The sequence below is a fragment of the Burkholderia sp. AU38729 genome (assembly GCF_020419725.1).
In the GTDB taxonomy this organism is placed as follows: domain Bacteria; phylum Pseudomonadota; class Gammaproteobacteria; order Burkholderiales; family Burkholderiaceae; genus Burkholderia.
In genome coordinates, this window is sequence record NZ_JAIZQO010000007.1 from 138,388 (window position 1) to 151,410 (window position 13,023).

At 69.7% G+C, this 13,023-nt stretch carries 11 protein-coding genes; 7 read left to right on the top strand and 4 right to left on the bottom strand.

Annotated elements, in window-relative coordinates; genetic code table 11:
- The first annotated feature begins 12 nt into the window (after positions 1 to 12).
- From iolD to LGM56_RS19685, 4 genes are all read left to right on the top strand, one after another.
- The gene (gene iolD, locus LGM56_RS19670) at positions 13 to 1,896 is read left to right on the top strand and encodes a 3D-(3,5/4)-trihydroxycyclohexane-1,2-dione acylhydrolase (decyclizing) (RefSeq protein WP_226206499.1); all 1,884 of its coding nucleotides are present in this window, start codon (positions 13 to 15) and stop codon (positions 1,894 to 1,896) included.
- A 61-nt stretch (positions 1,897 to 1,957) separates the two neighbouring features.
- Complete coding sequence (gene iolE, locus LGM56_RS19675; RefSeq protein ID WP_226206501.1) at positions 1,958 to 2,887, top strand: myo-inosose-2 dehydratase; 930 nt, start codon at positions 1,958 to 1,960, stop codon at positions 2,885 to 2,887.
- Positions 2,888 to 2,939: 52 nt separating this feature from the next.
- Positions 2,940 to 3,755 (top strand): 5-deoxy-glucuronate isomerase, encoded by an 816-nt coding sequence (gene iolB / locus LGM56_RS19680; RefSeq protein WP_226206503.1) that lies wholly within the window; start codon positions 2,940 to 2,942, stop codon positions 3,753 to 3,755.
- Positions 3,756 to 3,837: 82 nt separating this feature from the next.
- A complete protein-coding gene (locus LGM56_RS19685) occupies positions 3,838 to 4,332 on the top strand; it encodes a heme-degrading domain-containing protein (RefSeq protein ID WP_089494670.1) in 495 nt (164 codons plus the stop codon).
- 29 nt (positions 4,333 to 4,361) lie between these two features.
- On the opposite strand, the gene LGM56_RS19690 is transcribed toward LGM56_RS19685, so the two are convergent.
- From LGM56_RS19690 to LGM56_RS19705, 4 genes are all read right to left on the bottom strand, one after another.
- On the bottom strand, positions 4,362 to 5,813 hold the full coding sequence (locus tag LGM56_RS19690) for an MFS transporter (RefSeq protein ID WP_226206505.1): 1,452 nt from the start codon (positions 5,811 to 5,813) through the stop codon (positions 4,362 to 4,364).
- A gap of 76 nt (positions 5,814 to 5,889) precedes the next feature.
- Positions 5,890 to 6,909, bottom strand: a complete 1,020-nt coding sequence (locus LGM56_RS19695; RefSeq protein WP_089494668.1) for a cyclase family protein — start codon at positions 6,907 to 6,909, stop codon at positions 5,890 to 5,892.
- A 56-nt stretch (positions 6,910 to 6,965) separates the two neighbouring features.
- Positions 6,966 to 8,246, bottom strand: a complete 1,281-nt coding sequence (locus LGM56_RS19700; RefSeq protein WP_226206507.1) for a CaiB/BaiF CoA transferase family protein — start codon at positions 8,244 to 8,246, stop codon at positions 6,966 to 6,968.
- A 59-nt stretch (positions 8,247 to 8,305) separates the two neighbouring features.
- Complete coding sequence (locus tag LGM56_RS19705) at positions 8,306 to 9,070, bottom strand: IclR family transcriptional regulator (RefSeq protein WP_124575758.1); 765 nt, start codon at positions 9,068 to 9,070, stop codon at positions 8,306 to 8,308.
- Positions 9,071 to 9,299: 229 nt separating this feature from the next.
- Between LGM56_RS19705 and LGM56_RS19710 the strand changes: the two genes are divergently transcribed.
- The 3 genes from LGM56_RS19710 to LGM56_RS19720 all read left to right on the top strand — a co-directional run bounded on the left by LGM56_RS19710 (position 9,300) and on the right by LGM56_RS19720 (position 12,999).
- Positions 9,300 to 10,190 (top strand): HpcH/HpaI aldolase/citrate lyase family protein, encoded by an 891-nt coding sequence (locus tag LGM56_RS19710; RefSeq protein ID WP_226206509.1) that lies wholly within the window; start codon positions 9,300 to 9,302, stop codon positions 10,188 to 10,190.
- A gap of 201 nt (positions 10,191 to 10,391) precedes the next feature.
- Positions 10,392 to 11,474, top strand: a complete 1,083-nt coding sequence (locus tag LGM56_RS19715; RefSeq protein WP_226206511.1) for a porin — start codon at positions 10,392 to 10,394, stop codon at positions 11,472 to 11,474.
- 34 nt (positions 11,475 to 11,508) lie between these two features.
- On the top strand, positions 11,509 to 12,999 hold the full coding sequence (locus tag LGM56_RS19720) for an MmgE/PrpD family protein (protein ID WP_226206513.1): 1,491 nt from the start codon (positions 11,509 to 11,511) through the stop codon (positions 12,997 to 12,999).
- The last annotated feature ends 24 nt before the right edge of the window (positions 13,000 to 13,023 follow it).

The window sequence follows — 13,023 nt, forward strand, 5'->3', positions numbered from 1 at the left end:
TCACCGACCGACATGACCTCTACCGTGAGACTGACCGTCAGCCAGGCGCTCGTGCGCTACCTGGCCGCCCTGCGCGCCGAAGTCGTCCAGCCCGACGGCCGCACCGAGATCCTGCCGTACTGCGGCGGCGTGTTCGCGATCTTCGGCCACGGCAACGTGGCCGGGCTCGGCGAGGCGCTGCACGCGGAAAAAGACCGCCTGCCGACCTTCCGCGCGCACAACGAGCAAGGGATGGCCAATGCGGCCGTCGCGTTCGCGAAGGCGAACTTCCGCCAGCGGATGATGGCCGCGACGTCGAGCATCGGCCCCGGCGCGACCAACATGCTGACGTCGGCCGCGCTCGCGCACGTCGGCCGGCTGCCGCTGTTGCTGCTGCCCGGCGACGTGTTCGTGTCGCGGCTGCCCGACCCCGTGCTGCAGCAGGTCGAGGATTTCGAACAGGGCGACGTCAGCGCGAACGACTGCTTCCGGCCGGTGACGCGCTACTTCGACCGGATCACGTCGCCCGAGCAACTGCTCGTCGCGCTGCCGCGCGCGATCCAGGTGATGACCGACCCCGCGCAGTGCGGCCCCGTGTGCCTCGCGTTGCCGCAGGACGTGCAGACCTTCGCATACGACTGGCCCGAGGATTTCTTCGCGCCGCCGGTGATCCGGATGCGCCGGCCGCCGGCCGACGCGCTCGAACTCGCCGATGCGCTCGACGTGCTGAAGGCCGCGAAGAAGCCGCTGATCGTCGCGGGCGGCGGCGTGCTGTACAGCCAGGCGTGGGATGCGCTGCGCGCGTTCGCCGATACGCATGGCGTGCCGGTCGCCGAATCGCAGGCCGGCAAGGGCAGCCTCGCGTGGGACCATCCGCTGAATCTCGGGTCGATCGGCGTGACGGGCTCGCCAGCCGCGAATCGCGCGGCCGCGCAGGCCGACGTGGTGTTCGCGGTCGGCACGCGGCTGCAGGATTTCACGACCGGCTCGCATGCGCTCTACGGCCATGCGACGCTCTTGAGCCTGAACGTGCAGCCGTTCGACGCAGGCAAGAAACGCGGCCGTCAACTGGTGGCCGATGCGCGCACGGGCCTCGGCCAGCTGTCGGCCGCGCTGGCCGGCTGGCAAGCCGATCCGGCGTGGACCGCCAGCAACCGCGACCAGGCCACCGCCTGGAACGCGCGCGTGACCGAGCTCACGACCCGCATTCCGAAGGACACGCTGCCGTACGACGCGGAAGTGATCGGCGCGGTGCGCGACTCCGCAGCGGACGCGGGCCGCGACAGCGCGCGCGACGACCTCGTCGTGTGCGCGGCCGGCACGCTGCCGGCCGAGCTGCACAAGCTGTGGCGCAGCGGCGTGCCGGGCAACTACCACATGGACTACGCGTACTCGTGCATGGGCTACGAGGTCGCGGGCGGCCTCGGCGCGAAGCTCGCGCGGCCCGGACGCGAAGTGATCGTGATCGTCGGCGACGGCTCGTACATGATGCTCAACGCGGAACTCGCGACGTCGGTGATGCTCGGCCGCAAGCTCATCGTCGTGATCCTCGACAACCGCGGCTACGGCTGCATCGAGCGGCTGCAACTGAATTGCGGCGGCGCGAGCTTCAACAACATGCTCGACGACTGCGTGCCGGAGGGCGGCGAGCACTCGACGATCGACTTCGCGATGCATGCGCGCGCGATGGGCGCCGAAGCCGTGCACGTGCGCGACATCGGCGAGCTGCGCAGCGAAATGAAGCGCGCCCGCGCGGCGACGAAGAGCCAGGTGCTCGTGATCGACACCACGCACCGCCGCACGACCGACGACGGCGGCGCATGGTGGGAAGTCGCGGTGCCGCAAGTATCCGAACGCGCCGGCGTCGATGCAGCGCACCGCGCGTATCTCGATGCGAAGACCCGGCAGCGGCGCTGATGGCACGCACGACCCACGATCCCTCCCCGCGAAAAACACATTCGAACCAAGGAAGCACGTCATGAGCTGGAACGTCCGCATCGGTATCAATCCCCTGTCGTGGATGAACGACGACCTGCCGTCGCTCGGCGGCGAGACGCCGCTCGAAACGGCACTGACGGAAGGCGCCGAAATCGGCTATGCGGGCTTCGAGCTCGGCAACAAGTTTCCGAAGACCGGCCCCGAGCTGAAGGCGAAGCTCGCCGAGTTCGGGCTCGTGTGCGTGTCGGGCTGGTATTCGGGCTTCCTCGCCGAGGTCGAGCCGGGCATGAGCGATGACGATGCGGTCGCCGCCGAGATCGAGCGCTGCCGCGCGCACCTGACGAAGCTGCAGTACAACGACGTGAAGGTTGTCGTGTACGGCGAATGCGCGGGCACGATCCAGGGCAACATCGACACGCCGGTCGCGAAGCGCCCGCGCTTCGTCGACGACGCAGCCTGGCGACGCTACGCGGCGCGCCTCGACGCGTTCGGCGCGCACCTGCTCGACACGTACGGCATCAAGCTTGCGTACCATCACCACATGGGCGCGTACGTCGAGTCGCCCGACGATGTCGACCGGCTGATGGCGCTCACCGACCCGTCGAAAGTGTTCCTGCTGTTCGACACCGGCCACGCGTATTTCGGCGGCGCGGCCGACCCGGTCACGCTGCTGAAGAAGCATGTGTCGCGCGTGGTTCACGTCCATTGCAAGGACGTGCGGCCGCAGGTCGTCACGCAGGCGCGCAACGACGGCTGGAGCTTCCTGAACGGCGTGATCAACGGCACCTTCACCGTGCCGGGCGACGGCGCGCTCGACTACGAGGCGACGCTCCGTACGCTGAAGGACGCCGGCTACGAAGGCTGGCTCGTCGTCGAGGCCGAGCAGGATCCGGCCGTCGCGCCGAGCTATGCGTATGCGAAGAAGGGTTACGAATCGCTGCGCGCGATCGTCGACCGGTTGAGCGCGTGAACGTATGAACGCGTGAACGCATGAGCCCTACCCTGTTGCGGAGCCCCACCCCATGACGATTTCTCCCCTGCTGATCAAGGCCGCGGCCGACCGCGAGATCTGCAACGTCACGCCCGAATCGGCCGGCTGGAAGCACGTCGGCTTCCGTGCGCTGCGCCTGAAGGCCGGCGACACCGAAACGCTCGACACCGGCGCGCGCGAGCTGTGCGTCGTCGTGCTCACCGGCACGGTGCGTGCGGAGGTCGACGGTGCCACCTACGACGCGCTCGGCAAGCGCGACAGCGTGTTCGAGGACGTGTCGCCGGACGCGCTGTACGTGCCGGGCGGCAAGACGGTCAAGCTGGTCGCGACGCGCGATGCGGAAGTCGCGCTGTGCACCGCGCCGTACGCGAGCGGCGACAAGCGCGTGCAACGCCTCGACGGCGAGCGGATGCGCCGCTCGGTACGCGGGCAAGGCACCAACACGCGCTACGTGTGCGACATCCTGATGGGTGACAACCCGGCGGCCGACCGGCTGCTCGTGGTCGAGGTCGTCACGCCGGCCAGCCATTCGAGCAGCTATCCGCCGCACAAGCACGACCGCGACGCGGCACCGGAAGAAACGTCGCTGGAGGAAACCTACTACCACCGGATCGATCCGCCGCAAGGCTTCGCGTTCCAGCGCGTGTACACGGACGACCGCAGCCTCGACGAAGCGTGCGCGGTCGAGGACCACGACGTCGTGATGGTGCCGCGCGGCTACCACCCGGTGGTCGCGCCGCACGGCTACAACCTGTACTACCTGAACGTGATGGCCGGGCCGAGCCGCGCGTGGGCGTTCAAGAACGATCCCGCGCACGAGTGGATGCTCGACGCCCCGAAGCGCTGATGGAAAGACGGGCCCGCGCGCGGCCCGCGACGATGCGACGCCCGGCACGCGCACCCAGCGCCGGCGACGCCACGGAGCCGCCATGGTGACGACCCTCTTTCGCCTCGAACCCCATCCCTTCGACGACGACGCGTCGAACCCGGCGCTGCCGCGCTTCGATGCGGCCGTCGCCCGCCGGATGGGTGAAATCGCTGTCAACCTTGCGTCGCGCCGCGGGCTGCCGATCGCGGTGAGCATCGTCGGCGAGCAGGCGCCGCTGTTCTACTGCGCGCTCGACGGCAGCGACGCCGGCGACAGCGACGCGATCCGCCGGCGGCAGAACACGGTGTTGCGCTTCGGCCTCAGTTCGCTCGCGGTCGGCGAGCGGTTTCGCCGCGCCGGCTGGTCGCTGCAGTCGCAGGGGCTGTCGGATCACGACTATGCGCTCGACGGCGGCGGCGTGCCGCTGCGGATCGCCGGAGCCGGCATCGTCGGCGCGATGACGATCGCGGGGCTCGACTCCGAGCACAATCACGCGCTCGTCGTCGAGAGCCTGCAGTGGCACGTCGGCGCGAACGCGCTTGCGATGAGCACGTAGCCGCCGTTGCGCCATCACGCCGCCAGCCGTCACGAACGGCGCGGCGGCAACACGTCGAGCGAGCGCCCCGGCCGTTGCGCGACGGCGGCGTCGGCCGCCTCGTCCGGGATATCGTCGAGCGACCGGTTGTTGGTCCGCGGCCCGAACGCGCCGATCGACAGCATCACGATCAGCATGCTGCCGCCGATCAGCGCGAACACCGCCGACACGCCCGCGCGCTCGAGCAGCAGCACGACGATGAAACTGCTGACGGCCCCGGTCAGTCGGCCGATCGAATGCACGAAGCCGAGCGCGCGCCCGCGGATCGCGGTCGGAAACAGTTCCGACTGGTACGCGGTGCCGTTGCTCGCGAGCACCGTGCTCGACAGCGTGACGAGCAGGCCGAATGCAATCACGAACGGCGCTTGCGCCGACATCGCGAACGCACTGCCGAACAGCGCGACGCCGAACGCCGACGCGACGATCAGCCACTTCCGCTCGATCCGGTCCGCGATCAGGCCGGCGACGAGCGGCGACACCGGATAGGCGAACGCGATCACGAACGCATAGCCGAGACTCTTCGCGACGGTTGCGCCCTGGGCGGCGAGCAGCGTCGGCAGCCATTGGCTGAAGCCGAAAAAGCCGATGCTCAGGAATCCGTTGAATGCAATCAGCATCGCGGTGCGACCGCGGTATCGCGCCCCCCACATCGACGGCGCACCCGGCGCAAGTGGCGTGGCGGCAGCCGGTAGCCGGACCGCGGGCAGCGGCCGGCCGGATTCGCGCTCCACCACCTGCTCGAGTTGCCGCACGATGCGTTCGGCCTCGGCTTGCCGGCCCACGCCGACGAGCCAGCGCGGCGACTCCGGCAAGCGCGACTGCAGCCACCAGACGACCACCGCCCCGCTTCCGCCGAGCAGCACGACCCAGCGCCATCCGGACCAGCCGAGCGGATCGTGCGGCACCCAGAGCCACGACACGAGCGCCAGCACCGGCATGGCCAGGTAGCCGACGGCGAAGCAGACGGCGAACGCCCGGCCCCGTACCGCCTTCGGCACCAGCTCGGTCAGGAACGCGCCGATCGTGATCAGCTCCGCGCCGACGCCGCAGCCTGCGACGAAGCGGCACACGAGCACGCCGAGCGCGCCCGACTGCACGCACATCATCAGGCTCGCCGCGGTATAGAGCAGCAGCGCACCGGTGAACAGCGCGCGGCGCCCGTAGCGGTCCGCCAGGCGCGACACGAACATTTCGCCGATGAACAGCCCGATGAACGTCGCCGCGCCGAGCGCGCCCTGGTCCGACATGCCGAGCACGCCGCGCGCGCCGGTGTGAAAGATGCCGTCGCGAATCAGCCCGGGCGGCAGATAGGTCATCTGGAACAGGTCGTAGACCTCGAAAAAGCCGCCGACGCTCAGGCACAGCACGAGCTTCCAGATACCGGCTGTCGCGGGCAGGCGATCGATGCGCGCGGCGAGCGATGCCGCAAGGGTGTCAGACATGGCGTGTCCTCGGTGGTCGCCCGCGCGGCGCGCGGGACGGCGGTGATGGCGCGGCGCCGGCCGCGCGGCGTGGCAATCACACGGTGGCAACCGGATTGACCGGCGAGCCGACGAGCCCGCGCAGATGCAGCGGCGGCGCGGTCAGCAGGAAGCGGCTGCGGTGATGTGCGTGCAGCCAGTCCGCGAGCGGCGTCAGGTGCCACAGTTCGCCGAGATGGATGCCGAGCTTGAACAGGCACAGCTCGTGCAGCGGCATCAGCGCACCTGGTTGAGCGAACGGCTGCGCGTCGCGCGGGCGCTCCTCGACCGCGTGGTTGTCGGCCGCGAGCGCCGCGAGCCCCGACGCGTCGATCCAGTTCAGCAGGCGCGCGTCGGCACCATCCAGCACGCAGCAGGCGTGCGGCGCACCGGTCTCGCCGCGCGCGGCCGCTTCCAGCAGACGGTCGGCGAAGCCCGTATGCACGCATACGATATCGCCGCGCTCGACGCTCACGTCATCCGCGCGCAGCACCGCCATCCAGTCGTCGAAGCCGACCTTGCGCCGCGCGTCGCCGAAGTGACGGCGCAGGTCGACCATCACGCCGCGCCCCTGCACGCCCGTCCGTGCCATCACCTCGATGCCGAGCGCCCGTGCGCCGCCTTCCGGCGCACCGGCCTCCGGCACGCGGATATGCTCGCCCATCCGGTAGCCGTTGTAGAACACCCGGGTCTTTTCACCGTCGCCCGCCGGATCGAACAGCGAGCCGACGTGCGACAGCGCGTCCCATTGCGTCGAGAACTGCGAATGCATGCAGAACGCGTCGTCGCACACGACATCGGTTGCATTCGCAACCTGTTCGTCCGCGCGATAGCCGAAGTAAGGCTTGTCGCCCGCCAGCGCCGGCATGATCGCCGGCGGACGCCGCCGTGCGTTCAGTCCGCCGCCGCGCGGCACGTCGAGCGGCAGGCTCAGCGAAAAAACGCGGCCTTCGCGCACTTCCGCGACGCCGCGCAGCACGGCGTCGGGCGTCAGCCAGTTCAGGCGCCCTTTCTGGTCGTCCGGGCCGAAATCGCCCCAGTTCGAGCCGGGCGGCCGATGGGTCCAACGCGGATTCATGGTGTCTCCTCCATGCAATGTCCGGTGCATCCGGTTTCCGTCGTTGCGCGCTCCGCTTACCGCGAACGGATCACGCCCAGCGCAGCGAGCCGCGCGTACTCGAGCTCGCCGAGCAGCGGCTCGAGGATCTCGCGGTTGTGTTCGCCGAGCGCGGGCGCGGGCCGGCGGAACGCGCCGGGCGTGCCCGACAGGCGCGGCGTGACGTTGTGCATCGGCAGGCTGCCGACGTCGTCGTCGGGCAGCTCGACCAGCGCCTCCCGCTCGATCACGTAGCGATCCGCGACGATCTGCGCGATGTCCTGGATCGGCCCGACCGTCACGCCCGCTTCCTCGAAGAAGGCCAGATTGGCGTCGAGATCGCGTGCGGCAATGAATTCGCCGACGATCGCGTCGAGCGCCTCCGCATGCCGCACGCGCAGCACGTTGGTGGCATAGCGCGGATCGTCCACCAGGTCCGCGCGGCCGATCGCGCGGAACAACCGTTCGGCCATCGCCTGCGTCGAACTCGACAGGCACAGCCATTTGCCGTCGCGGGTGCGATACGCATTGCGCGGCGCGGTGTTCGTCGAGCGGCTGCCGGTGCGCGGCTTGATCTCGCCGGTCATCACGTAGTTCGCCGCGGCCGGCCCGAGAATCGACAGCAGCGGCTCGAACAACGACACGTCGATCACCTGCCCCGCCGCATGCTGCGTCCCGCGCGCATGCAGCGCGACCAGCACGGCGAGCGCACCGGACATCCCGGCCGTCATGTCGGCAAGAAACATCGGCGGAAGGACCGGCTCGCGATCGGCGAACCCGTTGATCGCGGCGAAGCCCGCATAGCCTTCGGCGAGCGTGCCGAAGCCCGGCTTGTGGCGATACGGGCCGGTCTGCCCCCAGCCGGAAATCCGCGCGATCACCAGTTCCGGCCGGATCGCGAGCAGGTCGTCGGGCCCGAGCCCCATCCGCTCCGCGACGCCCGGCTTGAAGCTCTCGACGAACACGTCCGCGTCGCGCACCAGCCGGCGCACGATGTCGACGCCCTGCGGCGAACGCAGATCGACGCACACGCTGCGCTTGTTGCGTCCGTACACCTTCCAGTTCGTGCTGATTCCGCCCGCGCCGACCGCGCGCAGCGTATCCCCGCGCTCGCTTTCGACCTTCACGACGTCCGCGCCGAAGTCGGCGAGCTGCACGCTCAGCATGTTGCCGGCCATCAATCGCGACAGGTCGACCACGCGCACGCCGGACAGCGGCCCGCCCGCGCCTGCGTCGAACGATTTCTGACGGATCGGACCGGTGGGCGCGCGACGATGCGCGCCGGCCGCACGGGCGGCCTGCGTGTCGGGTACGGACATGACTGTCTCCTGGTAGGTGTCTGTCGGTGGGTCAGGGATGCGCGCGCCGCGCGCCTGCGCTATTCGAGCAGCGCGCCAAGCTGGTCGGCCGCCGGGAACGGCGCACCCGTCGCGGGCAGGTCGCCGCCGAGCGCATGCGTCAGCTCGGCAGCGGCGGCCTGCACGTACGGCAGGTAATCGGCCAGCACTTTCTTGTTGAAGCGATAGCGCGGCACGCCGAGCGAGATCGCCCCGCTCAGCACGCGGCCGACGCCGAACGCCGGACATGCGATCGCCGCGCTCTCCGGATCGCGCTCGGCAATCGACACCGTGTAGCCCTGCTCGGCCGTCTTCTCGTACTCGCCGCCGCGCGTGCCGGAAAACGCGAGCAGCACGCGCCCGGCCGCGCCGACGTCGAGTGGAAAACGGTCGCCTTCGCGCAGATGCGTGCGCACCGCGCGCTGGGCCTGGATGCGGAACAGGCAGACGCGCTGGTCGCCCTCGCGCACGTAGAACGCGGCGGTTTCGCCGGTCTGCGCCGACAGCGTCGACAGGATCGGCATCACGTGCTCGCGCAGCTGGAACGACTCGCGGTACATCACGCCGAGCTGGAAGACGGCCGGCCCCAGCACGTAGCGCCCGTCGGGCAGACGCTTGATGAAGCGGAACTGTTCGAGCGATTCGAACATCCGCAGCAGCGTGCTCATGTTGAGCCCGGTCGCGTCGCTGACCTGCGCGAGCATCAGCCCGCCGGGTGCGCCGGAGAAAGCGAGAAGCGCGGTCAGCGCGCGATTGACCGCGGCCACGCCGCCTTCCGCCGGATTGTTCGTCTCCACCTTGCTCATGTCCGCCTCACGCTGTGCCGGGCGACCGGCGACCCGCCTCGCCCAGGATCATAAAAATGAAAGTCGCTTTCATTATACGCAGGGAGCCGATGACATCAACATGATTTCGCATGGCACAGATCGTTCATCTTCTTTCAATTCCCGTTATTTATAGGCGTTAACGATAATCTTGACGAATGCGCCAATCAGTCACAAAAATGAAAGTGACTTTTATTTTATGAGAACGACGATGAATTCTGCTTCCCAACCGGTCTGGCGCTCGCTCCTCTACGTCCCCGCCCACGTCCCCCGTTTCGTCGCAAAAGCCGCGACCAGCGCAGCCGATGCGCTGATCCTCGACCTCGAGGACAGCGTCCCGTTCGCATGCAAGCCCGACGCCCGCGCCGGCCTCGCCGACGCCGTGCCGATGCTGCGCGGCGCCGGTTGCGACGTGCTGGTCCGCGCCAACGGCCCGCTCGACCTGCTGGTGCCGGACCTGCGTGCGGCCGTGCGGGCCGGCGTGCACGGCGTCGTGCTGCCGAAGGTGCGTGGCGGCTCGCACGTCGAGGCGATCGACGAACTGCTGGGCACGCTCGAGGACGAAGCCGGTGCCGCGCCCGGCAGCACGCGTATCGTCGCGATCATCGAAACGCCGCGCGCGTTCCAGGCGATGGACCGAATCGCGCGCGCGTCGCCGCGCGTCGTCGCGATGATGCTCGGCGGCGGCGACTTCGCGCTGAACTGCGAAAGCGGCACCGGCGCCGACGTGCTGCGGGTGCCGAAGCAGTTGCTGATCATCGCCGCGCGAGCGGCCGGCATCCTGCCGCTCGGCCTGGTCGACGGTCTCGACGAACTGCGCGATCTCGATGCGTTCGAGCGCATCGCCCACGCGTCCGCGGCATTCGGCTATGCGGGCGCCACCTGCATCCATCCGCTGCAGGTCGATGCGCTGAACCGCGCGTTCCGCCCCGACGACGATGCGGTGCGCGACGCACGCGCCGTGCTCGCCGCCTACGACGACGCGCGTGCCAACGGCCGCGGCGCATTGCGCATCGACGGCCGGATGGTCGACGCCGCCGGCGTCGCCCAGGCGGCACGCGTGCTCGCGCGCGACGCCGCCGTACGCACGCGCGCACGCTGACCCGCGCGACGAGCCTGCGATGCGCCCGTCCCCCCGCGCGATCCCGCAGCCTGGCCTCGCCCGCGTACGTCGCCCGGCGCGCGCGAGCGGCCCGGCGCGGCACGCCCCGTTCGCCGTCCGCCCCGGATAGCGCTGCGGCGGTGCGCCTCTCGACCCGCGCGGCGCATGAAGAACAACAACCCCAAACAAGGAGACAGCCCCATGGGCAAGCGAATGTCCGCATTGTGCGGACTGGGCCTCGTATCGGCCGGCGCCTGCGCGCAAACCAGCCTCACGCTGTATGACGTCGCCGACGTCTACACCGAATTCCTCACCGGGCAGGCCGCGCCGGACGGCAAATCATCGGCATCGCTCGTGCGGATGGCGTCGGGCGGCAAGAGCGGTTCGCGCTGGGGCCTGAAGGGCGTCGAGGATCTCGGCGGCGGCTGGCAGGCGGCGTTTCGCGTCGAAAGCAGCATCAACCTGACCAACGGCACCGGTGCCGGCTCGGGCGGCTTCGACCGCTCCGCGTGGGTCGCACTGCAGCACGACCGCTGGGGCGCGCTGCGGCTCGGCCGCCAGTACACGACGCTGTTCGACATCATGGAGCGCTATTCGCCGACGGGCGCCTATTCGACGCTGTACGAGCCGGACGGCGCGATCGTCGGCATCAACTATCGCGAGAACAACGTCGTCAAATATCTGGCGAAGCTCGGCGCGCTGACGCTCGAAACCCACTACGCACTCGGCGGCACGGCGGGCGCGTTCCAGTCGAACGCCGCGTACGGCGCGGGCTTCGACTATGCCGGCGACGCGTTCTCGTTCGCCGCGGCGTTCGACGACGTCCACACCCCGCAGCCCGGCGGCTTCGCGCATTTCCGCCGCTACGCCGCTTCCGCGCTCGTGCCGCTCGGCCGCGCCCAACTGCTGGCCGGTGTCGAACACGCGCGCAGCGACATCGCCGCGCCGTCGGTCGTGACGCATTTCACGTTCTGGTGGGCCGGCGTCCGCTACGCCGTCACCGATTTCCTGCAGGTGATCGGCGCGGTCTATTACGAACACATCCGTGCGCGGAATCCTGCCCATGCACCCGCGCCGGCGTCGCGTCCCGTCAATCCGCAACAGGTCACGTTGCAGTTGAACTACTTCGTGTCGAAGACGGTGACGCTGTACCTGGCGGGCGGCTACGCGCATCGCGCCGCGCTCGATTTCGACAACGACAACTACAGCTTCCTGCACTACTCGCTCGCCGCCGATCGCTCGGGCAGCGCGGGCGTCGCGCTCGGCCTGCGCAAGGCGTTCTGACATCGCCGCCCCCCAACTTTCGGAGTCCAGAACCATGAACCGCCGCCACTTCCTTTCCGCCCTGACCGGCGCTGCGTTGACGCTGCCCGTGATGCGCGCCCGCGCCGACGCGTCACCTGCCGCCAGCGGCACCGTGCGTGCCGACCTGCGCGACACCGACCGGCCCGAACTCGCGCGGCAGCTCGCCGACTACGCAGCCGGGCTGCGGTATCGCGACCTCGACGCCGCGACCGTCGAGACGATCAAGGCGCATCTGATCGACGCACTCGGCTGCGCGATCGCCGCGTACGACGAGCCGCCCGTGCGCATCGCGCGCAATGCGGCGCTCGCCTCGCCCGGCGGCGTCGCGACCGTGATCGGGACGGACCGGCGCACGAACCCCGATCTCGCCGCATTCGCCACCGGCACGGCGCTGCGCTACTTCGATTTCAACGATGCGTATGCCGGCAAGGAGACCGGCCATCCAAGCGACAACGTCGCCGCGTGCCTCGCGGTCGCCGAAGCGCAGCACGCCACTGGCCGCGACCTGATCCTGTCGATCGCGATCGCGTACGAAATCGCGTGCCGGCTGATGGACGCCGCCGCCATCAGCCCGCGCGGCTGGGACCACACCTGCTACAGCCTGCCCGCCGTCGCGCTCGCCACGGGGAAACTGATGCGCCTGAGCGCGCCGCAACTCGTGCAGGCGGTCAACCTGTCGATCAACAGCCATCTCGCGCTGAACCAGACACGGGTGCAGCAGTTGTCCAACTGGAAGGCGCTCGCCGACGCGGACGCGGCGCGCAACGCGGTGTTTTCGACCGAACTCGCCCGCGCCGGTCTCACCGGCCCCGCGCCGATCTTCGAGGGGGCGGCCGGGTTCTTCGAGCGGGTATCCGGGCCGTTCACGCTCGATACGGGCGAATTCGGCGGGCGCGGCGGCACGTTCCGGATCGGCCGATGCTTCGTGAAGCTCTATCCCGCGCAAGGGCTCACGCAAACGGCGATTCCGGCCGCGCTCGCGGTCGCCGCCCAGGTCGGCGACCTGCGGCGCATCCGCCGCATCGAGATCCACACGACCGAAGTCGGCTACGTGACGGCCGGCCGCGATCCGGAGAAATGGGCGCCGTCGACCCACGAGACCGCCGATCACAGCCTGCCTTACATCGTCGCGCGGGCGATGCTCGACGGCGACATCACGACCCGAAGCTATGCGAGCGCCGCGCTGCGCGATCCGGCCTTGCGCGCGCTGATCGGAGCCATCACGGTCAGTGCCGATCCGGCGCTGACGGCCCGCTATCCCGCGCATGCGCCGAATCGCGTGACGGCCGTGTGCGACGACGGCGCGATTCATGCAAAGCAGGTGGACGACCTGCCGGGGTCGCCGACGCGACCGATGCAGCGCGACGACTACGAAGCGAAGTTCATGAAGAATTGCCGGCCGCACTGGAGCGCGGCACGGACACGTGCCGCGCTCGATTATCTGTGGCGGCTCGACGAACAGCCCGACGTCGCGACGCTGCCACCGCTGCTCGTCATGGGCTGACCCGTGCACGTCCGGCACCACGCG

Bases quoted from the DNA above. Each gene is read 5' to 3' on its own strand.
- iolD (WP_226206499.1), top strand. From the start codon at position 13: ATGACCTCTACCGTGAGACTGACCGTCAGCCAGGCGCTCGTGCGCTAC.
- iolE (WP_226206501.1), top strand. From the start codon at position 1,958: ATGAGCTGGAACGTCCGCATCGGTATCAATCCCCTGTCGTGGATGAAC.
- iolB (WP_226206503.1), top strand. From the start codon at position 2,940: ATGACGATTTCTCCCCTGCTGATCAAGGCCGCGGCCGACCGCGAGATC.
- LGM56_RS19685 (WP_089494670.1), top strand. From the start codon at position 3,838: ATGGTGACGACCCTCTTTCGCCTCGAACCCCATCCCTTCGACGACGAC.
- LGM56_RS19690 (WP_226206505.1), bottom strand. From the start codon at position 5,813: ATGTCTGACACCCTTGCGGCATCGCTCGCCGCGCGCATCGATCGCCTG.
- LGM56_RS19695 (WP_089494668.1), bottom strand. From the start codon at position 6,909: ATGAATCCGCGTTGGACCCATCGGCCGCCCGGCTCGAACTGGGGCGAT.
- LGM56_RS19700 (WP_226206507.1), bottom strand. From the start codon at position 8,246: ATGTCCGTACCCGACACGCAGGCCGCCCGTGCGGCCGGCGCGCATCGT.
- LGM56_RS19705 (WP_124575758.1), bottom strand. From the start codon at position 9,070: ATGAGCAAGGTGGAGACGAACAATCCGGCGGAAGGCGGCGTGGCCGCG.
- LGM56_RS19710 (WP_226206509.1), top strand. From the start codon at position 9,300: ATGAATTCTGCTTCCCAACCGGTCTGGCGCTCGCTCCTCTACGTCCCC.
- LGM56_RS19715 (WP_226206511.1), top strand. From the start codon at position 10,392: ATGGGCAAGCGAATGTCCGCATTGTGCGGACTGGGCCTCGTATCGGCC.
- LGM56_RS19720 (WP_226206513.1), top strand. From the start codon at position 11,509: ATGAACCGCCGCCACTTCCTTTCCGCCCTGACCGGCGCTGCGTTGACG.